Genomic DNA, 21,827 nt, shown 5'->3' on the forward strand with positions numbered 1-21,827 from the left:
GCTCACCCCTCGGGGCGGCTGACGACCACCGCGGCGGGCCGCAACTGTCGCCCGTCCTCTCCATAACCCGGGCGCAAGACCTCGACCACGGTCCCGGACGGAAGGTCGGGTCGGGTTACCACACTGACCACTTCATGGAGTTCCGGGGAGAACGGCACACCGGCCTCGTCGTGGCGCTCGAAGCCGAGTCGTGAGAGCACCTGTACCGCCTGGTCCCGGATCGCCTTCACACCTTCGACGACGGCCTGCGGATCGCTGCCTGCGTGTGCAAGCGCAAGCTCCAAGTTGTCCAGTATCGGCAGCCACGCCGCCGAAACCTTCGCTACTTCCGCGGCGCGTTCACGGTCCAGATCTTTGGCGTATCGCTTGCGCAGGTTGTCCAGATCTGCGACGGCCCTGCGCCAACGGTCCTCGAGTTGAGACAGCTCGTCTGCCGTCTCGGCGCGATCGGACTCGGTCTTGCTTTGATCCGTGTCGGCGCTGTTGGTAGTCGGCTCGGTCGTCGAATGATCTGCAGACATTTCCATCGTGCGCCTCAGCTTCGATCGAATTCGGCGTCGATCACGTCGCCGTCATCCGACGACGCAGCATCAGCGCCGCCTGCTTGGCCGTCGTCCGACTGGTCCGGCACAAGTCCGTAGAGCAGCTGTTGCAGCTCCGAGGTGAGTGGCTGAACCTCCGCGGGTGAAGCGCCGTCCTGCACGGCCTTTCGGGCGTCGGCAACCAGCATCTCGGCCCGCGCCTTCTCATGCGGCGGGGCACTGTCACCGAGTTCGGCGAGTCGCCGCTCCACTTGATACGCAACCGAATCGAGCCCGTTGCGCGCGTCGACCGCCTTGCGCAGCGCCTCGTCCTCACCCCGGTTCCGTTCGGCCTCCGCCAACATGCGCTCGACCTCACCCTGATCCAGGTTGCCCTGTTCACTGATCGTGATGCTCTGTTCCTTGCCGGTATCCTTGTCGCGAGCGGTGACGTTCAGGATGCCGTTGGCGTCGATGTCGAAAATGACTTCCACCTGGGCCTCGCCACGTGGCGCGGGGCGGATGTCTTCCAGCCGGAACCGGCCGAGCACCCGGTTGTCGGCCGCACGTTCGCGTTCGCCCTGCAGCACCACGACGTCCACGGCGGACTGATTGTCTTCCGCCGTGGAGAACACTTCGCTGCGCCGTGCCGGGATCGTCGTGTTGCGCTCGATGATCTTGGTCATCACCCCGCCCTGCGTCTCGACGCCGAGGGACAGTGGGGTGACATCGAGCAACAGCACATCGGAGACCTCGCCTTTGAGCACGCCCGCCTGGACTGCGGCACCGAGCGCCACGACCTCGTCCGGGTTGACGCCCATGTGGGGGTCCTTACCGCCGGTGAGCCGGCGAACCAGCGCCTGCACCGCCGGAATACGTGTCGAACCACCGACCAGGATCACCTCGTCGATGTCGTTGGCGGTGACCTTGGCGTCACTCATCGCCTGCTTCACGGGGTCGAGGCAGCGTTCCACCAGATCGGCAGTCAGATCCTCGAACTTCGATCGCATGATCGTGGTGGTGAGGTGCTTGGGACCGTTCGCGTCAGCGGTGACGAAGGGCAGGTTTACCTGGGCCTGTGTCACCGAGGACAACTCGACCTTGGCTTTCTCCGCGGCCTCGAAGAGGCGCTGCAATGCCTGCGCATCCTTGCGCAGATCGATGTTCTCCGCGCGCTGGAATTCGTCGGCGAGGTAGTCCACCAGGCGTCGGTCGAAGTCGTCGCCGCCGAGGTGGGAGTCGCCGGCCGTGGAACGAACCTCGACCACTCCCTCGCCGACGTCGAGCAGGCTCACATCGAAGGTTCCGCCGCCGAGGTCGAAGACCAGTACGGTTTCGTGGGTCTGTTTGTCCATGCCGTACGCGAGTGCCGCAGCGGTCGGTTCGTTGATGATCCGCAGAACCTCGAGGCCTGCGATACGGCCGGCGTCTTTGGTGGCGTTTCGTTGCGCGTCGTTGAAGTAGGCCGGAACGGTGATGACCGCTTCCTTGACCTTCTCACCGAGGAACTTGCTCGCGTCGTCGACGAGCTTGCGCAGCACGAGGGCACTGATCTCCTCTGGTGCGTATTTCTTGCCGCGCACGTCGAAGCGGGCCTCACCGTTGTCACCCGGCACGACGTCGAAGCTGACCGCTTTGGCTTCCTCGGAGATCTCGTCGTAGTGACGTCCGATGAACCGTTTCGCCGAGTAGATCGTGCCCTTCGGATTCAAGATCGCCTGCCGTCGGGCGAGTTGACCCACCAGGCGCTCGCCGCTCTCGGTGAACGCCACCACCGAAGGCGTCGTCCGCGCTCCCTCGACATTGGAGATCACCACCGGCTCGCCGCCTTGCCAGCTTGCGATGACCGAGTTGGTTGTGCCCAGGTCGATGCCTACAGCAGTTGCCATGACTCATTCCTTTCGATCGGTCCGGCCGTTGAGAAGGCGGACGGCTTCGTCCGCGACCTCGACGTCGGCGAGGACTTCGTAGTGACGTGGTTGTAAGGACTGGATTGAGGTGAAGTCGCGCCGGCCGCCCTGCAGCGCATACATGAGCAGGCCGAGCAGAGCACCTATGAGGGCGCCGAAGATCAGCCCGTAGAAGGCGAGCGTGAGGCCCGTGAGCAGCGGCTGGACCCAGTTGAGTAACCCGAAGATCCAGCCGAACAGCGCACCCGTCAGCGCGCCCGCGGCGGCGCCGCGCAGAGCGGCCCAGCCGTAGTTCAATCGGCCGACGATCTGCTCGACCAGCTCGATGTCGCGACCGACGATGGCCAGTTTGTCTACCGTGAAATGCTGGTCGGAGAGGTAGTCGACGGCGCTCTCGGCGTCGGCATAGGTGTCGAATGTCGCAATCACCTGGCGAGCAGGTGGGTGTGGACTTACGGCGGAGGTTCCGCCACTGGACTCTGACATTACGCCCCCTAGGCGTCGATGGACTGGGGTTTCGCCGAGCCGGTGCGTACCGGTGGGGCCCGGCCGTCGGGTCAACCGGTTGAGCTCACGCACGCTTTACACGAGTAGAACTCCCGCTACCAAGACCCTAGCAGCCGAAAGAAATGGGTGACAAAGAAATGGGTGACAAGGTCCCCGCAAGTCGAAAGCAGGAAGCCGATTCCACCCTGACAGTACAGTTGCTGGAGTACTGGAAATATCAGAGTCTTCACCCTCACGTAGAGGATCAGGACCCAGCGGCTGTTCCTAATCGCTTGGTGCAGAAGCAAACCAGTGACGAATCCTCTTCTTCCAGCTGTCGGATCAGCTCGTACAGTGAAGTCACTAAAGTCCGATTGCACTGTACGGCAACCGAATCGGGCCGAAACGGGCATATCGGTCTTGAAAATAAAAGTAGTACAACAATATACGACTCGTCACCGCAGCAGCTGAGGCACGCGCACCGCAATCGTCGATGTCGATTTTCTATGAGCATGTGACGCGGGTCGGGAGTCGCGGACCACGGGAGGAGACAGGGGTATGTTGATCTGGTGGGCCCACTCGCAGTAGGTGCATGTAGGAGACCGATGTCGTACGGAACCGGTCGCTGATGCACGTGCCGTCGACCGTCCGATCCTCTATCTGGGTGCCGCTGGTCGCGATCGTGGTCCTCCTCCTCGCGGGATGCGGCGGCTCGGCTCCCACCACCCCGACCCCCTCAGCCGGGCCCGCCGTGGACCTGCCGGCCCTGGTTCGGCAGGTGGAGGCCTCGGTCGTCACCGTGCTCACCGGGTCCGGTGTGGGCAGCGGCATCGTCTACAAGACCGACGGCACCATCGTCACCAACGCCCACGTGGTCGAGGGTGCCAGGCAGGTGAGCGTGGCCTTCGCGGACGGGCAACAGGTGTCTGCTAACGTGCTGGCCGTCGACCGGGTTGCCGATGTCGCGGTCCTTCACGCGGACCGCACGGGCCTGACTGCGGCGACGTTCGAGACAGCGCTGCCGGAGGTCGGCGCCCTCGCCGTGGCCATGGGCAGCCCGCTGGGATTCGAGGACACGGTCACCTCGGGCATCATCTCCGGATTGCACCGCCAGATCCCCGGGTCGGCCTCCACCGGTGCGCCGCTGGTCGACCTGATCCAGACCGACGCCGCGATCTCACCGGGCAACTCCGGGGGTGCGCTGATCGACGGACAAGGCCGGGTCGTGGGGATGAGCCAGGCCTACATTCCCCCGGCGGCGGGTGCGGTGGCTCTGGGCTTCGCCATCCCCGCGGCGGAGGTCGTCGACGTCGCCGACCAACTACTGGCCTCGGGAACCGCCCAGCATGCGTACGTCGGCATTCAGCCCGGCACACTGACCCCGCAGATCGCCGAACAATTGGCGGTCGACCGCACCGACGGTGTCGTCGTCCTCGAGGTCGCCCCGCTCGGTCCGGCAGCGACCGCGGGCATCCGGCCCGGCGATGTCATCACCGCGGTCAACGGCCACGACACCGAGTCGGCGGAGGACTTCATCGCGGCGCTCCGTGCCGTCGCCCCGGGCGATCGAGTCGAACTGACCGTGCTCCGCGGCGGCGAGACCCAGCAGATATCGGTCACCGTGACAGACCGCCCCGCCAGCTGAGACGATGCCTGGAGCGTCCGAAACGGGCGTGGACGCGATCGGTGCTACGGCCCGCCGGCACGTTGCGGGCGGCGCTGGCCAAAATTTTGAACGACGAGGTCACGCTGCGGAAGCAGCGGATCGAGATCGGTCAGGGTCCTCTGCCGTGATTCCCTCCAGGCGATATCCGGTCATGGATCCGCTTACGGGGTCTCCAACCACTCCTGACGTGGTGTCAGCCATCCTGATCGCGGCAGAGCACCGGCACGGCCCGTCTCGCTTCGTAATTGGCTGAGGAAATGCCAGGGAGTTCAGACAGATTGCTCTGGCCATGCCGGAGACGAGCAACACGTCCGCAGGTCGCGGCGGCTCACAATGCCACAGGTCTCGAGACCCTAGAAGTGGCCAAATTTCACGCGAGATGGCCACTCGGTGGCCAGTTGGCCATCTGGGTGAGATTGTCTCGGCGTGGCTGCGTGGTGGGAGCGGATTGCGGGTGGATGATCCAACCGAGTACTTCCGATGCGGGGAGATGCCGCGATGGGGAACGCTACGGTCGCTGGGTCGGCGAGAACGCGTGCCGGGTCGTCGAATCTGGGTGCGGCGCAGCTGTCGCGCCGCCACGTAGTGGACGGCGCCGAGGAGATCCGACCGCTGGATGAGGTCGCGGTCGATGATATCGTTGCCTCCGCGCTGTGGCGGACTTTTCGCTGGTATGGAGGTCAGCAGCATTATTCGGGTACCTATTGGACTGCGACCGAGTCCGATCATGTGATCTACGAATCGCGGCTGGAGCTGTCGGCGTCGAACACGGTGGCGTTTACGTGCGAGTGGACCAGGTTGGTGTTGATCGCGCGGGGATGGCGGTACGAGGTGTGGAGCGAGCCGCCTCCGATCGAGCTGGAGAATGTGCGGTTCCTCGCCGGCTATCGCCGGGCGTGGTTGTTCGATCCGGATGTGCTCGACGTGGTGAGAAGTGTAGTGCGGGAGGGGGTATGTGAAGGGTGGATGCGAATGAGCACCTGCAGGGAGGGCAATCCGGTGCGGACGGTGAGCAGGTCTCGGTACTGTTCATCGCGGATCCGGGCACGCCTGCGGCTCTCGCGGAACGCATCGCGGAGTACCTGCCGCAACGCCTGCGCAGCCCTGACCGGCTCGAGCGCCGGTGGACGACGGGCGTGCGCCCGAAACCGTACCTCCCCGACGAGCAAGCTGATTTCGCCGATGTCATCGACACGGTCGATCCGTCCTCCGAAGCGGAAGACATCGTCGTGTACCTCACCGACCTGCCGCGCCGCGAGGACACCCTTCCGGTAGTGGGCGAAGTCAGCGCCGACCACAAATTCGCGCTCATCTCGGTCGCCGGAGTGGGCGGCATCCACATCGAGCGCCGCGTCCGTACCGTCACCGAACTCGCCATCGCCCACATCCTCGGTGAGCCGGAACTCATGCCCCCCGGCGCGGCGCGACGGTTCCGGTCTGCGCAAGTTGAGGACGGCATCCGGTACTTCGCGCCCTCGGGCCTGCGGCGACTGCGACTGCTGTCAGGGATGGTGCGGGCCAACCGGCCGTGGCGACTGGTCACCGGAATGTCGAAGGTCCTCGTCGGCGCCTTCGCCACCGGTGCGATCGCGCTGGCCACCGACACGATTTGGCTGTTCGCCGACATGATGGGGCCATGGCGTATGAGTGTGGCGATGATTTTGTCGATCGTGGCGATCATTCTCTGGCTGATCCTCGACCACGAACTCTGGGAGCGGCCGAAGTCGCCGGCGGAACGCGATCGATCGGTGCTGTACAACACCGCGACCGTAGTCACCCTGGTCATCGGTGTCGTCGTCCTGTACGTGGCCCTGTTCTGCCTGCTGCTGTTCACTGCGTGTCTCGCTCTTCCCTCGGAACTGCTGTCCCGCACTCTCGGGCGAGGGGTGAACTTCTCCGACTACCTCACGCTCACCTGGCTGCTGGCGTCCATCGCCACCATCGGTGGGGCCCTCGGTTCGGGTCTCGAGGACGACGCCGCCGTCAAAGAGGCGGCCTACGGGGTCCGGCAGCGGCAACGAATCGAGGAAACGCGGAGTCGGTCGAACGAGGCGCGATGATCGCGGCCCGGCGAAACATGCGTCCCAACTCAAAAGCGCCGACGAGGTTTGCGATGTACCGTCTGCCGAACCCGCACCGGCACGTCCTGAAACCGGCCCTTGATCGAAACTCGCCGACCAGCACAAACCCGATAGCCCCGTCCACTGATTTTGCCTTCGGGGCGTCAAACGGGGCAGTCCGAACAAACGGGATCTCGCGGTCGGCTACTCGGAACCAACGCGAAAACACGGGGACAGCCAGCTGGTGTTGGCACAGTGTCCGATGAAGAAATGTCATCAGGTTGAGACAGATCGCGGTGGCCATACCGTGAGACCCGACATGAACGCGCATGTCACGGCGTCTCGAAATGTCATCGGCAGCGAGACCCTACACCTCTGCCAGAGCCGCAGGCGATGCAGGACGAAGATCCTGCATCCACGAATTCGCCTCGTCCTCGCGCCTGCGGATAGTCACAAATCATGCGACTCTCACACGATGGCGACGGGTGGGGAATCCGGCTTCTACACCGTTACGGAACATTCGTCGGACCCGCTGGACTTCGAGTCCGACGCCCACCCACACGCTGCCCGAACCGAAGACGAAACACTGCGTATCGCCCACATGCTTATGAGGCGCCGAAGCGAGAGCGAGCTCCTGGTCACATTCGACAACCGCGACGGCACGACTGAACCAGTCGGCACCCTGGACGCCTTAGTCCACTTACCAGGCAGCCCGGACCGGCCCCGACCTGTTACTCGTTTTCGGTCGTCAGCACCCATTCGCAACGGGGTGTCCTCTTTGGAAGAGATGTGAGTGAGGGCGCAGGTCACGGACTCTCACACGTACTCGAAGTACAGCGTGGACACCCAGATGCGTAGTGGACCACGAGGCGACCAGTTCGGGCGCCACCTTCTCTGCGGAGAGGATGACTTCGGCATCGTTCGCGATCCTTGTCTTCGACGATGACTACTGCCTTGCCTACCGCGATATCGGCGCTGCGCGCTCAATACTGTCGAACCCGGTCAAGTCTTGCGCGCCAGCGCTTTACAATCTAGCCCCTCCCTGCTCCTTCTCGCCGCCGGTTTCATCGCTGCGCCCAGCACCTCCGTAGATCGGGATATTCCCGGCTGCGCACTCGCTAGGTCAGGGACCGAAAGCTGGGCGGGCCCTCGGATGCCTTTTACACCCTGATTAAGAAGGTTCTGGATAACCCCAGGGAGCACTCTCACCTACCTCGCCGAGATCTACGCCTCGAAGCCCTCATCACCGAACTCCGCGACTTCCCCATCCGGACTTCAGTTGGTGAAGGCTCGCGCGAACGTCCACCCCCTACTGGCGGACGCCAACTGGAATGTCGATCCGATGGGCGTATTCGGCAATCTCGGTCACTGCCACCATTCCGCGCGGTCCTCCCATCGCTCGCAACGCGACGTTTTTTTGCCTGCCCGGCAGGCAAGCAGGAACCGAGGTTCTGACGAGAACCTCGGTACCGGCGGCTCGTTCACCTCTGTCACATGTTGAGCGAACTTGCTCAGCCGCCTCAAGGTGCTACTCGAGCAGGGCGGTAAGGGAGTGAAGCTTGCCGGCGAGCCGGACGCCCAGAGCCGGCAAAGGGCACGGGACCTCAAGTAGGGGTGGTAGGCAGAGAAATGCCGTGACCCGTCCCCCGGCGCCATACTCTCGGGGTTGGGTCGATAATCTGGCGGAATCCGACCCTACGTCGGGTAGTGAGCGATCGCACCGCAAACACGCCGAACGTTCTCCGACGATCGAGCACGGCATAGTCGAACGCATCCCGGAGAGCAGTCCCAGTGGTCTTCGAAAACGAGTTCCCCAGTCAGGAGCAGATACTCGTCCCTACCACTCCAGACCGTTCACCTTTCAGCGTCGGGGAACCGGTCTATAGCAGTACGTTTCGGTCAATCAGCGCCCGCAGTGATCTCTGGAAGTTTTTCTGCGCGGCGCAAACGTTCCGCCATGTCGACGACCAGCCCTGTGGACGACTCGGAAAGGCCGACCACTGCAGCCAACAGTTGCCGCAACGCCCCCTGTTCGAGACAGTCGATGACAACCGACGGTTCCGCCCCCTCACTGTCGACCGGCAGATAAAAATACTTGTCATCGACGCCGAAGAAATTAGCAAGCACGGCGACCACATCCGGAGAAGGGTTCGTCCGCCTACTTCGACGTAACTGAGACAGATAAGGGCGGGAGAGGCGAGAGCCACTCGCGGCGAGACCGTCCGCCACCACAGCTTGCGTGACCGGACGACCGAATCGCGGCGAATCCTCGAACAACATATTCAACCGATCAGCGAACATACGATCCTCACGTCGAAAAACCTAGACAGTATCGATTTCAGAACGATGATCACATGTCGCCGCCGGTTTGCGGAGCTTTCGGACTCAGCAGCTCGTATCCTTCCCGCGCATGCAGCGGTTCCCTCGCCGCTATCGCGGTTAACCCTGCCGTTTTCTGCTTCCGACTCCCGTGCGCCCCTGTCAAGCAATGGTGAAAATAAGGACACATTGCAGCACAACACCATTACCGCCAATAGTTCGCTGTCGTGCCGACAAAACGGAAACATTGTCGCAGGCTCGGCACAGAAATTTCCAGGGGCAGCCCCGGCCGAAGCATTGAAAGTCGCCCACATCAACCACGACGACAACGAAACTGAGGCCGGTCTGTCGCTACTATCGACCCTCGACATTTTCACCCAGACGCCCACCGTCTTCTTCGTTCCAGCCCCTGCACATTGCGCGGCACCTCGACGCCGCCGCAGCATCCTTCTTGCGTGGCGCGAACCTCTCCGACGGACTCGACAAATCCAACCGCCACTTCGCCGACATCCTCGCCCAGGACGCCAACGGAATCCGCATTCTCGCACAATGACGCATTCAACGAAAAATGTATCTGCTTGCAGCCCAACATGTTCAAAATGACATGGCTGATCCACGGCGAGCCCTGGAGAATGCAAACAAGCGCCATCCAGCGTGGTCGAGGAGTTAAGGATGCGTCAGCGAGTTCTCGGGAATACCGTCCAGAAACTGACACCGCGGACTCGATCGGTCGAGATACGTTAGATCCAGTCTTCCGGTGATGCCGCCAGGAGGCGATCCATTATCTCCGCGGAGAATGTGGCCGCAGGAACGGAAGGCGCCTTTCGTGGTCTACGGGAATGGTCCGATTCGGGGTACAACGATCGAGAAATTTCACGGACCACGTGGACGACCAAGGGGGCGAGGCGTTCTAGCTGAACGGATTTGTTGTTGCCGCACAGGGCGATGCTGCCGACGAGTTCTTCGTATCCGCGAACCGCAGCAGCGATGCAGGCCACACCATGAGCTGACTCTCCTCGCTCGAAGGCCACACCGCGGCGCCGGCGGATGCGACTCAGTTCCTGGTGCAAAACATTGATGTCTGTGATGGTGTTTTCCGTACTGCGAGAAAGGACTGAGCCGAAAAGAGCGTCGACGCGTTCGGGGGTGATCCACGCCAGGATCGCTTTTCCGCCGGCGGTGCAGTGGGCGGGGGCGTGACCCCCGACACGCGACGGGATTGCAGCGGCGAAACGTCCGCCGACTATGTCGAGATAGACGACGTCGGGGCCGTCGAGGACGGTCAGATGCACGACCATACCGGTCTGCTGGTGCAATTCGTGCAGAAACGGTGCGGCCGCTTCACGAAGCGAGCTGCGCCTCTCGCCGTCGCCGTCCCCCGAGAGCGCGGCGACCGAGGCAGTATCCGAAGGAGGCGTGCTCGACCCATCCGAAGGTGGTGAGTTGATCGAGAATGCGGTGGACAGTGGAGCGAGGTAATCGAGTACGGCATGCAACCTGTTCGAGCGTGATCCGAGCTCCTCGGCCGCCGAAGGCGTCGAGAATCAACGTCAGTCGCTCGATCATCGAGGGCGGCAGGTCCTTGCCCGACTGCATCTCTGTCGAGACGCCCGGCGTTGTGCCATTCTGGTCAGCGATGCCCATGAAGCCCCTTCCGAAATTTACTAGAATTCATTCTAGATCCTGTGTTCCCCACCCAGTCGGTGGCTCGCTTGCAGAATGCGACGGTAAGCGCAGCAGACACATACATCGCATCACAGACTTACCGGTGTCATCGGTGTGCGGGATGCGTTGCCTGCCATTAGGAATGCGCGTTCGAAGAATTGGCCTATGGTCGATTTCGTGAGCACTGTGCCCGTCGTCGGCACCGAACTCGGACGCGACTGCCTTCAATGTGGATGTCCACTATTTATTACCGTGCTCGAGTTCTACGCCGGTTCACCGCCTGAACTGACCGACCGCCGGGACAGTTTCGTTGATTGCCGCAGCGGATGCAGGGGCGTTATCGAACAGCCGGTCGGTATCGACATCAGCCGTTGACCGATACCACGATCTCGCCACTTCGCGGGGAGTGATCACCAACGTCTATCCGCGTCGCAACCGCTGCAGAATGGCATCGAATTACGGGCGCGAGGCTTCGCACCGCCGGCATGATCGAGATGAACATCCTCGGTCCCCCACCCACCCGCGCCAGCCTGGAACGAGGGCCGAACACTACGCTTCTCCGTCACTTGTCAGGAACGCGGCGATATACCTACTGACACACCGCCGAATAACGCGCGTCTGGCGCAACAGGAATCTCGGGACGACACAGCCAGCACCAGGAGTGCTGCCCGCCGCCTGATCGGTTTCTGCTGGGCTTCTCTAAGTCTGCTCGACAAATACGGCGGGCTGTTCATGTTTGTAGAACAAGGCACCAGGGCATAGAGGACGTTGACCCGCCGGTTGAGTCCCCCACTCCGTCCCGGCGGGTCTTCGGTCTGAGTGTCGGAGTTGTCGCCGGTTCTGACACGCACGGTCCACCGACCGGTGTTCACACCTGATGTCGGTGGACCACCCGAGCTTCGCGCTCGTCGCCGACACGGCGGGCGCGTGCCCGCCCACCGAGACTGTGCTCGCGCTCAGTGTCGGTGGGCCCTTGACTACGGCGTTCCTCAATGTCTGCCAGGCACCGACCGGCCTCCCGGCCGAGCCAGGTCGGCGCTTACCGCACCTCACTACATCTGGTTTCAATTTTGCCTATAATCTATGTCTGATGGTATAGATTCTGTGATCTATTGAACTTCTCGCACCGCCGGATCTGGTGGCTGGCCGGTGCGCAGAGCGAGAACCTAGCGAGAGAATAGGAATCACTGTGATTGTCCTCGGCATCATTCTGGCCCTGATCGGTTACTTCACCGCAATCAGTATTTTGACGACAGTCGGCATCATCTTGGTGGTGGTCGGCGCAATCCTGACACTTCTGGGCACCATGGGTCGCGCTGTGGGCGGTCGAAAAGTTTGGTACTAACACCCTATATACCCCGGCCTAACCCTCGCCTGGGACATCTGGCTCGCGCGGGTACCTAATTTGCTCGATCCATGATGATGCACCACTACCGGGATCGCCTCCTCCTGTAAGAGAGGTACTGGGCACATCCCACCTCCACGTTTGAGGGTGCCTGTCGACAGAGTTCAGTACAGCTGAGCAACCTGCCGGGAGGCCCGCGGAGAGTGGTTCTCCAAATGTCGCATTCACTCTGGAAGGCTTGAAACATGCTGGTACGTCGAATTGCTCGTCCACTGCTTTCCACGATCTTCATCGCCGGGGGAATCGATGCTTTGCGCAACCCCGCTCAGCGAGCAGCCAAAGCGTCACCGCTGATCGACAAATCCGTCGAGACGCTGCCAGGAGCAGTGACGCAGAAGGTGCCTGCTGATCCGGAAACACTCGTCAAGATCAACGCCGCCGTCCAGATCGGCGGCGGTGCCCTGCTGGCCACCGGCAAGGCGCCGCGGCTCGCGTCGTTGGTGCTCGCGGGGAGCCTGGTACCGACCACGCTTGCCGGTCACGACTTCTGGAACGAAACCGATCCGTCACTGCGAGCGATGCAGCGCACAAACTTCATCAAGAACGTCAGCTTGCTCGGCGGACTGATGATCGCCTCCGTCGACACCGAGGGCAAGCCGTCGCTCGGCTGGCGTGGCCGCCGCGCCGCGAAGAAAGCCCAGGCGTCTATCGCCGCAGCACTTCCATTGGTCGCATCGCAGACCGATCACACGAGCGATCGCGTCGAGCATGCTCTGTCGGTGGCATCCGAACGCGGTTCCGAGCTTGCCGAAACCGCGAAGGCACACGGCACGGATTGGCTCGAACTTGCCAAGGAGCGCAGCTCCGAGTTCGCGGAGATCGCGAGCAAGCGAGCCGCGGAATTCGGAGAGGTCGCCAAGGAACGCGGCCCGGACATCCTCGAAGTCGCGCAGAAGCGCGGCTCCGAACTGGCCGAGACCGCACGCGAGCGCAGCGCCGAACTGGCAGAGCTGGCGAGCAAGCGCAGCTCCGAGTTCGCCGAACTCGCGCTCGAAAAGAGCAACGAGTGGGCCGAAACGGCGTCGGAGCAGACCGAGGTGCTGGGTAAGCGTGCCCGAAAGCGCGCCGAGAAGGCGCTCGAAAAGGCTCGCGCCAAGAAGGACGAATTGACGCACTGAGTGCACCGAAAAACACGGTCACCATCCTGCAGTGACGTTGTTACGAGTTATTGGCTAGCATTTCCTGTTATTGGCTAGCATTTCCTGGCTAAATTTCATAGCCGACGAAAACACAATGGACATGCACTCCCAGAGATAAGTGCTCCGAGCGGATAACACAGCGGGGCACCTAGCTGCGCTCGCGCGAGGCTTTGTTTGAGAGCGCGACTCGGGGGTCCGCCAACGAACACGAAGGTAGAGGCAGGTCATATGGGGACCTGGCTCGCGAAATTGACGGATGATCACGGAGAGTGGCTGATGACGGCTCGCGCCGACAAGACCAAGATCACCAGAGAAGACGTCACCCTCCTACGCGGAGGACAGGTGATCGGTGTTGACGACGGTGTCATCGGCGTGGTCGGGTCGATGCCTCTCGATCCGACCACCGCATCTCCGCGGTGGGTCACAGTACGCCGGGACCACTCAGGAGTGGTGCACGCACCACTCCCCCCTGTACAACAGCGAGGTGTGCGGCCCTAGACCTCACGCGTGAGTCGACTGCAGATCAGGAATCATAGGTCCCCGACCGATACCTCACCGAGTCGTGCGTCATGTGGTCATGGAGAACGCGTTCGTGGGGCATGCTGAAGCGGATCGGCGGACATGCTCAAGCCATTGTGCGTGGCATATGTCTTCTACTTCCGGGAATGCGGGCCCTCCCGAGAGGTCGAGGATCTGGTCCGGTCGTCGAGGTAGGTCGGCGTCGGTCACACGCTCGATGAGCCCCAATGCTTTCCATCCGCACGAGCATTGCGCGCGCCAACCGATCGTCGCTTCATCGGGCACGTACGTTCCGTCCTCGAGTCCGAAGCCCCGGGCGCTGTACGACAGTGCGGTGCGATCGCCGGCGACGATCGTCGCCGGCGCTCCTTCGTGAGCGCCGTCAGTACTCGTCCAGCACATCTCGTCTCCTTCCTGCAAACCCTTTCACAGTCGGACCACCTAATTCGTGCAAACCTCGATTACTGCGCCCGATCACCCCGCGAAGCTCTCCGCTCGTAGCACCAACGCCGAACATGCCTCCGTCAGAACTCCGGCTACATCAGACCGCATTGCTGACTAGCGCGTGCAGTCAATACGGCTGATTTGATGCTCGATCGCACAAGGGTAACGGTCACCCCGTCACGGTGGGCTATCTGCCGCTGTGTCCAACCGCAGTAATATCCCTGGTAGAGGTATCTTCTTGCGCGGCAATCCCCTGTTGACCAACTGAAGCCGTCTTTGCATGCGTGGGCTTCCTCAGCCGATCCGGAGGCCTCCTGAGAGGACCATAAAGCCTCGCGCCGAGGGCGGGGAGCGAATCTTTTCTATCGCTCGCCGGTGAGCAATCATGATTACCCACGCCGTAGGGCTCCCGTTTTCCGTCTTGTACTCGGGCGCGCATGCCCATACCTCGCGATACACCGACCGTGCCAGTTCGTCGCTAACTCGCTGATCACCGAACATCTGCATGAGCAGGTCGCAGACCCAAGGGGAAGTCCGGTCGTAGAATTCGGCGAAAGCTGCACGACTCCCGGAGGAAACAGAACACAGCACAGCAACAAGGTGGTCGTCTGGATCAGCCTTTACCATCACGGTCGCCCCACTCTCACGTGAACTTACAGAGCGAGCATAGTCATCTGCACTCAGCAGGAACCTCGGAAAGTGGGGCTCGAACGTCTCGAATGAATGTCAGTTAGTACACAGCAGCCGGAAGTCGTGTAGCTAGCCCCTGCCATATTGCTGTGGTCTCCATCACCCGCATCCGAGGTTGATGGAGCGCTCGCTCCGAATCCTGGGCACACCCAAAGTCGCAACATGCCCAAGCAGGTTGGCAAAGGCATCCCGGAATGAACACGAGTCTTGTTCTTCACCAAGATCATTCATCGATCGTGCGAAAAAGACGGATTACCCACCGGCGAGTCATGGACATCTGAGCAGGCGAGATCGCAGGGCCACGCCTCAGCCCACGACTGGCGATCATCTCTTACTTCGATTCCACGTGTAACCTCGGCTCTGGAATGAGATACACATATCGTAAACGTCCTCTAAGACTGAATCCTTAGGAAAATGCCCCCTCTTCACCAGATGTCACCATGACTCCCGCGGCTTCCACACCCGCGAGCATCGAAGGCCCTTCGGTGTGGCGTGATCGTAAGAGGTACCTGTGGCCGCTCGGATTGCTGATTCCACTCAGCCCGTTCCTCTCCTGGATTCTCGTCGACAACCTTCGTCTCGGATTGTTCTGGGCGACCGGCGCGTGGCTACTGGTCATCGTCATCCCGATCATCGACATGCTGGCCGGTGAAGACGGCGAAAGTCCGCCGGACGATGCGATCCCACGACTGCAGAAGGACCGCTACTACCGCTGGTGCACTTACGCGTTCCTCCCCTTGCAATACGCCGGTCTGATCTTCGCCTGCTGGTGCTGGATCAACGCTCCGATGGGAATCGCGGAGAAGATCGCGATGTCGTTCACGGTGGGCGTCGTCGCCGGCGTCGGTATCAACGCGGCCCACGAGCTCGGCCACAAGAGCGAGAAGATCGAACAGTGGCTCGCGAAAGTGGCGCTTGCGCAATCTCTCTACGGGCACTTCTACGTGGAACACAATTTCGGCCACCATGTGCGTGTAGCTACTCCGCAGGACCCGGCCAGCTCACGGTTCGGTGAGAGCTTCTGGAGGTTCTTGCCACGAAGTGTGTTCGGCGGGCTGCGTTCGGCATGGCGCATCGAGAGCGCTCGACTCCAGAGGAAAGGCAAACGAACCTGGAGCTTCGAGAACAATATTCTCAACGCTTGGGCGATGAGTGTTGTCCTCTTCGCGACGCTGATCGGTATCTTCGGTTGGGAGGTCGCGCCCTGGCTCCTGCTGCAGGCAGTTGCCGGATTCACCTTCCTCGAAGCCGCGAACTACCTCGAGCATTACGGCCTGCTGCGTGGCAAGCGTGCCGACGGCTCGTACGTTCGCGCCAGCCCCGCTGACAGTTGGAACAGCGATCACGTCGTGAGCAATCTGTTTCTCTACCAACTGCAGCGGCACAGCGATCACCACGCCAACCCGAAGCTGCGGTACCAAAGTCTGCGTAGCGCGGCCGAAGCGCCGCAACTTCCGGCCGGCTACGCAGTGATGATCGTGATCGCGTGGATTCCACCGCTGTGGCGCCGGGTGATGGATCAGAGATTGTTGGACTACTACGACGGCGACACAGAACGAATCAACGCCAGGAGCACGACCTGATGAACGCCCACGACCCAACGGATACAGAGTCAGATCCGTACCCGCACACCGACATAGATCGCCACCTGCAGTCTCACGCCAGATTCGCACGTGTAGCGCCGAGTCCAGAAGTCATCGCCGCCGCGCAATTCCTGCTGCAGCAACCCGATGCCTATCTATACCGCCGCCGCTACCTCGAACTCATCGTCGATACCACAGACTCAGACGGCACCCCGATCACCGTCTACACCGCTGCCGAAAAATATCTGCTCACCGCGTACAGAAAAATTCTTCGATCCGATACCGGGCATCCGAGTCAGAAAGAATCACGCACCGTCGACTCCTCGAAAGGACAATCATGGGCCTGAACGGGTCGACTCCAGCCACCGCTCAGCACGAAAGCAGCGGCGGCAATGGACCGCCACCTCCTCCCGCTGTCTTCGATATCGGCTCCGAAGACTTACTCACTCCAAAACAAGTGTCCGAACTTTTTCGTGTAACTCCGAAAACAGTCGCTCGCTGGGCTGACGAAGGAAAAATCGGGTTTACCTCGACCATCGGCGGTCACCGCCGCTACCACCGCACCGAGATCCGTATGCTCTTGCACTCGCTTCACACTCCAGGGCCAAAAACGGATCCGACGGCACCCTGAAATTCAAGCCCGAAATGCTGCAACCCAACCCGGACGATACCGATGCACGTTACTTTCGTTCGCGGATCAGATGCTCCCGATGTCGCCGACTGTGCCCTGAACTCGCATGCGACCGTCGGACAACGTGTACGTGACACCGACGATCGCGCACGCACTCTTGTCCATTCTTGTCGGCGATAATCCGCGACCTCTGCATGATCAGCGAGCCGGTCTCCACGACGTGACGGCCTTCGAGTTCGTCGACGGTGGACAAGCCCTCGTTGCTGCCCATCAGAACCACGCTCGACCGCACTGCGGACGAAGCTGTCCGGAACAGTTCCGTTGTCGAGGGCATGGACGCGTGGTTGACAAACCGCTCGTTGCCTTCGCGAAGAGACGTCCAAGCGGAAAGGGGGGCTTGATCGCGGCATCCATCTACCGTGCATACAAAGTCTGGCGACTCACTATCGACACCTGAATTGAGGGCCTGGAACCGTGCGGCGGGGCGCTGGTCGACGATACTAGAACAGTACGAGGGACTGAGCCCGGAAAACAATTTACTGCGGTGCAGGCCGCATTCTCTTAACACCGTGGTGACGGATCGGGCCACCGCTGAGGGTCTGCACCCGAATCGAGGCTACGCGCCGCCACATCCTCAAGAAGATGCACGTCCATTTGTTGACCCCGAGATTCAGTCCGGCCGGAAGGTGTTCGCCGCGAGACTTGTTCGCCCACAATCACACGTCTCAGCCTAGACAGTGATGCGTACCGGAAAGCTGAATTTCTTCTCACCGTGGATATTACGTATTCCTATTGCCGGCGCCGATGGACCGGGATCAGGAATGACCGCTTCCGCTCCCCTGAGATCTATCTACTCAAAAACTGAACTGCTCCCTACACGTAGGGCCGTGGAGTTCGGTCCCGACGCGCAGGGAGCATCTCGTGGCGAACTCATACCTCGACAGGTTTTCGGTTCGGCGTCAGCCCGAATGTTCGCTCAGCTGAGCGAGTTCAGTGCGGTGATGAAAGAGACGGCGGTGATGCCGAGCTTGAGCAGTTCGCTGATCTTGCCGAGATTCAGTTCCTCGAGCGAGTCGGTGCTCAGCGATGCGGTGTCGAAAGAGGCTCTTCCCAGATGAGGGTGTAGGTCGGCCGGGCGCGTCGGTCCGCAGGTAGACGTCGAGGTCTCCCGACGATGGAGGTTCCTACGCCATCCATCCGAAAGACCTCGACGTGACCGACGCTACCCCGCCGGCCGGCTTCGGCCGCCCTGACCTGACCGCCTTCGCGTCTCATCCCAATCGACCCTGATCGAGTCTGCTGACCCCCTCGACGAGAACGCAGCGACATCACAGCCACCCAACCCCGACCGTCCGGGAAGCCGGGACACGTCACATGGCCTGTGCTGCGGGCGTGTCGAGTGGGTCGTCCAGGGGCGACGCAGGAGCGTCGACGCGACGTGCTGAGAGGTGGTTCCAGTCGAGCACTAGGACACCGGCTACAGGCATGGCGATAGGTCAGGAACGGCGTCGCTCCCTACGCAGGAGGGAGCGCAGAGTCTCGGCGTTCGCGTAGCCGACCCGTAGCGCGATCTCGGCGGAGGTGAGGTCCGTGGTTGCTGAGAGGTGCCGAGCTCGTTCGATGCGAAGCCGTTGGACGAAGCCGAGCGGAGTGAGGTTGAGCGCCGCACGGACTCGTCGTTCGAGGGTGCGCCGGCTGGTGCCGAGCGACTGCGCGACGAAGGCGACGTTGAACGGTTCGTCCAGGCGGGCGCGCACGAAGCGTTCGAACTCGACGACGATCGGGTCCTCGTGCCGGAGATGTTCGTAGGCGACGAAGGCCGCCTGCGACGGACGCTCGTCGATGATGAGGAGCTTGGCGACATGTTGGGCCAGATCGGGGCTGATCGATCGCACGAGTGAGAGCGCGAGGTCGATGTGGGCGAACGCGGCGCCGGCGGTGACGAGGTTCCCGTCGACCACGACCATGGTGTCGAGATCGAGGGCGACGGTCGGATAGCGCTTCAGGAACTCCGGCCCCAGGAACCAGCTGGTCGTCGCCCGCCGATGATGCAGCCGTCCGGTCTCGGCGACAGCGAACACGCCGGTGCACGCCGCGGCGATCCGGGTGGTCGCGTCGTCGAGGCGCCCGAGCGAGGCGATGACCGAACGAGCATCTCGGCTCTGGAGGGCGTCGTTGGTAGCGGCGGCCGTGAGGGTTCCAAGCGCAGGGATGACGACCACGTCGAACTCTGCGGACTCCGACAGCGGGTGGTCCACCGACAGGGTCATCGATGCCGTCGTGGTCACTCTCCGTTTCGGTCCGAGGATGGCGAGTTCGATCGGGTCGATCCGCGGGTCGACATCGCCGCGGGCTCCGTCGGCCACCCGCACGATGTCGATGACCGACGCGACAGCCGAACCGAAGCAGCCGTCGATCGCGATCAGTCCGATACGCATGGCGCGAACAATAGCAATACTGCCGTATACGCCACTTCTCACATGCCCTTGCTCGTCATACGCTGAACTCGCTTCACCAAGAAACCTCGACACCTAGGAGAACCCCTCATGTCCACACCCGCATCACTTCCGTATGCCTTCGTCGCCAAGATCGTCGCGGCAGATGGACAGCACGAGGCGCTCGCCGATCTGCTCGCCGGCGCTGTCGCGCTCGCCAACGAAGAAGTAGGAACGATTGTCTGGTTCGCGGTCAGGACCCACGCCGACACCTTCTGGATCTTCGATGCATTCCCCGACGAGGCCGCTCGCGACGCCCACGCCAACGGCGCCATCGTCGCAGCCCTGATGGCCAACCAGCACCTCCTCGGCGCAGCACCCGAGATCCTGGCGGCCGACGTCCTCGCGTCCAAGCTCCCGTAGTCCGCCAACGCACGAGACGATCGCGCCCCGCCGAGCCGTCGCCAGGTCGCGACGCAACGCCACGCTGCGTTGCCGAGCGGTACGAGGCCTATCGGCACACGGACAGGATGCCGGCCGCGAGCGCTCAGCCGGCGAGGGGTCCGTCGCAGAGGAGAGCGACATCGGTGTCGGGCAGAGCCGTGAGGCCAGCGCATCGCGCGACCACCAGAACCGAACCGCCTGTCGGAATCGAACCGACGACCTAATCACGTCGGCTTTGCGTCTATCGCTTGATGCTCCCACTGGGCGAACGAGCCACTGACCTGCGCAAACGCCGAGCGTGGGGGACGCCGCCATCCGGTGGTGACCGACGACGACCGACCAGTACCGACCGTTTCACCGGAGCTTGCGGCGGCGTCGAAGCCGAGCAAGCTCCATTCCTTTAGCTCACCGCGCCCTCCTCCTCGCCGGTCCCGTCGTCGTCGAAGACGTTTCTAATGCGACCGAATCCTTCTGTTCCGGACTTGCTTTATCGAGGCCGGACACACCGTCGGTGAACTCATCCTCGCGCTGCGCTGACCGGACGGTAGACCGGCACCTATTGATGAGGAAGAACACGTCCCGGGTGCGGTTGTACAAACCTCGAAGAATTTTGTGTCCTCGCGGCCCGTGCCTGCCGACAATCCGAGCCGTCCCGCCGTCCGTTGAGGCTGACGCCGATCGCCGCATCATCGCCCGGCCCGTGACCTGAGCATCCCGTACTTGACGACGATCGCACCGACGAAATCGCGGCGGACAAACAGCGGATACTTGATGTGACTCGTAGAGCGGGCCGGTAACCCGGTCCTGCATCTGCTCGAACACCTTGTACGTGATCCGCGAGATGGTCGCCTTCGAGACAGATGTGACTGATGCTTCCAAGAACCCTCGATGACGGCCACACTGAACGAGGAAAATAATGGTCAGAATAACCTTCATTTCACGATACACATTTTATGCTTTTGTCGGAGGACATGTGACGAGTACGACGATCGGTTGTATCTAGCGCCGGCACTGAGCCACGCTCTTGTCAGTACCGGCGTCGTGCATTTTCTTCGAGGGCACCGCGTGCCGCCACCGTTCATTCTCCGCGATCTCTGGAAAGCGGACCCGCATCACGAGGCTTTCGTGACCGACGTCGTTATCTGGGGTGGCCCGTTGCGGGGTGAAGTCGTGGTGACTCGCCCAGTCGTCAGGGGTGGAGGGATCTTTGCGCGCGGAAGGTATATCGCCGGCGCATCGCTTCGAGGGCGTGGGTGTCCTCGTCCGTGAAGCTCGACGCATGTGCCCGGGCCAATGCCTGACGATAATCGCGGTGGCATTGGTCCAGGCCTTCGGGTGACAGTCCCGCGTACCGACTTTCGGTCGGGCTTTGCTCGGGATCGGGAGACGGGACGAACTGGGCCAAGTGCGCGGCGAGTGCAGCGTGGCGACGACGATCTGCCGGCATGACGGTTTCACCTTTTCGGTCGAGACATATGTCGGTAATGCAACGCGCACACGCCTCTCGCCGCACCAGTGGCCGACGAGCCGCAGCGGCTCGTCGCCTCGGAAAAGATTGCAGCAATCACCTAGTTATCTACTAGGTATCGAGTGTTAGCAGAAAGGGTTGTGTTTCTCTTCCAGCACGTACCGTGACACCTTAACTGTGCACGGGCAGAACCGAATTCTTCCGAGCGTGTGCCTTCGGATTCCCCTCTGGGCGTGTTCTCGGAAGCTGTTATCCGGCGTTGAGGTTTCCTGGTGCGGTGATGTGAAGGTGAACGTTCTCGAACTCGGCGACGCCTGTCGGAAAACCTTGAATAGCGGTAGTTTTCGACGCGTGTTGTTGGGTTCCGCACGCATATCCCGTGCGGAGCAGAATCCCGCCTACCAGTGTCAATGGCCACGAAGTTCTCCCCGTAGGCGGCCAG

The 21,827-nt window shown here is 61.9% G+C and carries 19 protein-coding genes and 2 pseudogenes; 10 read left to right on the forward strand and 11 right to left on the reverse strand.

Translation table 11 applies throughout. The annotated features are described in order from the left end of the window. Positions 1 to 2: 2 nt before the first annotated feature. The 3 genes from BH682_RS32955 to BH682_RS32965 are packed head-to-tail and all read right to left on the reverse strand — an operon-like array spanning position 3 to position 2,917. Complete coding sequence (locus tag BH682_RS32955; RefSeq protein ID WP_007735553.1) at positions 3 to 527, reverse strand: nucleotide exchange factor GrpE; 525 nt, start codon at positions 525 to 527, stop codon at positions 3 to 5. Between the two features lie 8 nt (positions 528 to 535). After that, positions 536 to 2,410: a molecular chaperone DnaK gene (gene dnaK / locus BH682_RS32960; protein WP_042926712.1), complete on the reverse strand. Its 1,875-nt coding sequence runs from the start codon at positions 2,408 to 2,410 to the stop codon at positions 536 to 538. Positions 2,411 to 2,413: 3 nt separating this feature from the next. After that, positions 2,414 to 2,917: a general stress protein gene (locus BH682_RS32965; protein ID WP_075836209.1), complete on the reverse strand. Its 504-nt coding sequence runs from the start codon at positions 2,915 to 2,917 to the stop codon at positions 2,414 to 2,416. 628 nt (positions 2,918 to 3,545) lie between these two features. Here BH682_RS32965 and BH682_RS32975 point away from each other — a divergent pair. Further along, positions 3,546 to 4,562: a trypsin-like peptidase domain-containing protein gene (locus BH682_RS32975; protein WP_075836212.1), complete on the forward strand. Its 1,017-nt coding sequence runs from the start codon at positions 3,546 to 3,548 to the stop codon at positions 4,560 to 4,562. A gap of 983 nt (positions 4,563 to 5,545) precedes the next feature. Continuing rightward, the gene (locus BH682_RS32985; protein WP_075836214.1) at positions 5,546 to 6,643 is read left to right on the forward strand and encodes a hypothetical protein; all 1,098 of its coding nucleotides are present in this window, start codon (positions 5,546 to 5,548) and stop codon (positions 6,641 to 6,643) included. Between the two features lie 1,899 nt (positions 6,644 to 8,542). Here the strand turns inward: BH682_RS32985 and BH682_RS36930 are convergent. Together BH682_RS36930 and BH682_RS33000 are read right to left on the reverse strand one after the other, a co-directional pair. After that, positions 8,543 to 8,779, reverse strand: a complete 237-nt coding sequence (locus BH682_RS36930; protein ID WP_223304538.1) for a hypothetical protein — start codon at positions 8,777 to 8,779, stop codon at positions 8,543 to 8,545. A gap of 923 nt (positions 8,780 to 9,702) precedes the next feature. Next, a pseudogene (locus tag BH682_RS33000) lies at positions 9,703 to 10,606 on the reverse strand (IclR family transcriptional regulator). Positions 10,607 to 10,804: 198 nt separating this feature from the next. On the opposite strand from BH682_RS33000, the gene BH682_RS33005 reads away from it, so the two are divergent. From BH682_RS33005 to BH682_RS33015, 4 genes are all read left to right on the forward strand, one after another. Then, positions 10,805 to 11,002, forward strand: coding sequence for a hypothetical protein (locus BH682_RS33005; RefSeq protein ID WP_143542550.1), 198 nt, complete (start codon positions 10,805 to 10,807; stop codon positions 11,000 to 11,002). An 814-nt stretch (positions 11,003 to 11,816) separates the two neighbouring features. Further along, a complete protein-coding gene (locus BH682_RS36535) occupies positions 11,817 to 11,972 on the forward strand; it encodes a DUF6131 family protein (RefSeq protein ID WP_087503832.1) in 156 nt (51 codons plus the stop codon). A 245-nt stretch (positions 11,973 to 12,217) separates the two neighbouring features. After that, a complete protein-coding gene (locus BH682_RS33010; protein ID WP_003944048.1) occupies positions 12,218 to 13,150 on the forward strand; it encodes a DoxX family protein in 933 nt (310 codons plus the stop codon). Between the two features lie 297 nt (positions 13,151 to 13,447). Beyond that, the gene (locus BH682_RS33015) at positions 13,448 to 13,669 is read left to right on the forward strand and encodes a hypothetical protein (protein ID WP_178377395.1); all 222 of its coding nucleotides are present in this window, start codon (positions 13,448 to 13,450) and stop codon (positions 13,667 to 13,669) included. 69 nt (positions 13,670 to 13,738) lie between these two features. Here BH682_RS33015 and BH682_RS33020 read toward each other — a convergent pair whose 3' ends face one another. Both BH682_RS33020 and BH682_RS37390 read right to left on the reverse strand, forming a co-directional pair. Further along, positions 13,739 to 14,092: a hypothetical protein gene (locus BH682_RS33020; protein WP_075836219.1), complete on the reverse strand. Its 354-nt coding sequence runs from the start codon at positions 14,090 to 14,092 to the stop codon at positions 13,739 to 13,741. 336 nt (positions 14,093 to 14,428) lie between these two features. Further along, complete coding sequence (locus BH682_RS37390; RefSeq protein ID WP_064442799.1) at positions 14,429 to 14,761, reverse strand: sigma factor; 333 nt, start codon at positions 14,759 to 14,761, stop codon at positions 14,429 to 14,431. Between the two features lie 503 nt (positions 14,762 to 15,264). Here BH682_RS37390 and BH682_RS33030 point away from each other — a divergent pair. From BH682_RS33030 to BH682_RS33040, 3 genes are read left to right on the forward strand one after another with little or no spacing between them, the layout of a single operon-like run. Next, positions 15,265 to 16,407 (forward strand): alkane 1-monooxygenase, encoded by a 1,143-nt coding sequence (locus BH682_RS33030; RefSeq protein ID WP_075836220.1) that lies wholly within the window; start codon positions 15,265 to 15,267, stop codon positions 16,405 to 16,407. Continuing rightward, the gene (locus tag BH682_RS36540; RefSeq protein WP_198174647.1) at positions 16,407 to 16,754 is read left to right on the forward strand and encodes a hypothetical protein; all 348 of its coding nucleotides are present in this window, start codon (positions 16,407 to 16,409) and stop codon (positions 16,752 to 16,754) included. The genes BH682_RS33030 and BH682_RS36540 overlap by 1 nt, the downstream gene beginning before the upstream one ends. Further along, the gene (locus tag BH682_RS33040) at positions 16,745 to 17,038 is read left to right on the forward strand and encodes a BldC family transcriptional regulator (RefSeq protein WP_083954795.1); all 294 of its coding nucleotides are present in this window, start codon (positions 16,745 to 16,747) and stop codon (positions 17,036 to 17,038) included. The genes BH682_RS36540 and BH682_RS33040 overlap by 10 nt, the downstream gene beginning before the upstream one ends. A 66-nt stretch (positions 17,039 to 17,104) precedes the next feature. Here the strand turns inward: BH682_RS33040 and BH682_RS33045 are convergent. Both BH682_RS33045 and BH682_RS33060 read right to left on the reverse strand, forming a co-directional pair. After that, a pseudogene (locus BH682_RS33045) lies at positions 17,105 to 17,370 on the reverse strand (carbonic anhydrase); the annotation flags it as partial. 1,164 nt (positions 17,371 to 18,534) lie between these two features. Continuing rightward, positions 18,535 to 19,476 (reverse strand): GlxA family transcriptional regulator, encoded by a 942-nt coding sequence (locus tag BH682_RS33060; protein ID WP_075836171.1) that lies wholly within the window; start codon positions 19,474 to 19,476, stop codon positions 18,535 to 18,537. Between the two features lie 108 nt (positions 19,477 to 19,584). Here BH682_RS33060 and BH682_RS33065 point away from each other — a divergent pair, with 108 nt between their 5' ends. Next, a complete protein-coding gene (locus BH682_RS33065) occupies positions 19,585 to 19,896 on the forward strand; it encodes a putative quinol monooxygenase (protein WP_075836169.1) in 312 nt (103 codons plus the stop codon). Between the two features lie 245 nt (positions 19,897 to 20,141). Here BH682_RS33065 and BH682_RS36135 read toward each other — a convergent pair whose 3' ends face one another. Further along, positions 20,142 to 20,306 (reverse strand): hypothetical protein, encoded by a 165-nt coding sequence (locus tag BH682_RS36135; RefSeq protein WP_157127686.1) that lies wholly within the window; start codon positions 20,304 to 20,306, stop codon positions 20,142 to 20,144. Positions 20,307 to 21,106: 800 nt separating this feature from the next. Beyond that, complete coding sequence (locus tag BH682_RS36140) at positions 21,107 to 21,364, reverse strand: hypothetical protein (protein ID WP_143542633.1); 258 nt, start codon at positions 21,362 to 21,364, stop codon at positions 21,107 to 21,109. Between the last annotated feature and the right edge of the window lie 463 nt (positions 21,365 to 21,827).

The organism is Rhodococcus sp. YL-1 (assembly GCF_001942025.1).
GTDB classification, from domain to species: domain Bacteria; phylum Actinomycetota; class Actinomycetes; order Mycobacteriales; family Mycobacteriaceae; genus Rhodococcus_F; species Rhodococcus_F qingshengii.

Coding starts and splice junctions, on each gene's coding strand:
- BH682_RS32955 (WP_007735553.1), bottom strand. CDS start 527: ATGGAAATGTCTGCAGATCATTCGACGACCGAGCCGACTACCAACAGC.
- dnaK (WP_042926712.1), bottom strand. CDS start 2,410: ATGGCAACTGCTGTAGGCATCGACCTGGGCACAACCAACTCGGTCATC.
- BH682_RS32965 (WP_075836209.1), bottom strand. CDS start 2,917: ATGTCAGAGTCCAGTGGCGGAACCTCCGCCGTAAGTCCACACCCACCT.
- BH682_RS32975 (WP_075836212.1), top strand. CDS start 3,546: ATGCACGTGCCGTCGACCGTCCGATCCTCTATCTGGGTGCCGCTGGTC.
- BH682_RS33010 (WP_003944048.1), top strand. CDS start 12,218: ATGCTGGTACGTCGAATTGCTCGTCCACTGCTTTCCACGATCTTCATC.
- BH682_RS33015 (WP_178377395.1), top strand. CDS start 13,448: ATGACGGCTCGCGCCGACAAGACCAAGATCACCAGAGAAGACGTCACC.
- BH682_RS33020 (WP_075836219.1), bottom strand. CDS start 14,092: ATGTGCTGGACGAGTACTGACGGCGCTCACGAAGGAGCGCCGGCGACG.
- BH682_RS37390 (WP_064442799.1), bottom strand. CDS start 14,761: ATGGTAAAGGCTGATCCAGACGACCACCTTGTTGCTGTGCTGTGTTCT.
- BH682_RS33030 (WP_075836220.1), top strand. CDS start 15,265: ATGACTCCCGCGGCTTCCACACCCGCGAGCATCGAAGGCCCTTCGGTG.
- BH682_RS36540 (WP_198174647.1), top strand. CDS start 16,407: ATGAACGCCCACGACCCAACGGATACAGAGTCAGATCCGTACCCGCAC.
- BH682_RS33040 (WP_083954795.1), top strand. CDS start 16,745: ATGGGCCTGAACGGGTCGACTCCAGCCACCGCTCAGCACGAAAGCAGC.
- BH682_RS33060 (WP_075836171.1), bottom strand. CDS start 19,476: ATGCGTATCGGACTGATCGCGATCGACGGCTGCTTCGGTTCGGCTGTC.
- BH682_RS33065 (WP_075836169.1), top strand. CDS start 19,585: ATGTCCACACCCGCATCACTTCCGTATGCCTTCGTCGCCAAGATCGTC.
- BH682_RS36140 (WP_143542633.1), bottom strand. CDS start 21,364: ATGCCGGCAGATCGTCGTCGCCACGCTGCACTCGCCGCGCACTTGGCC.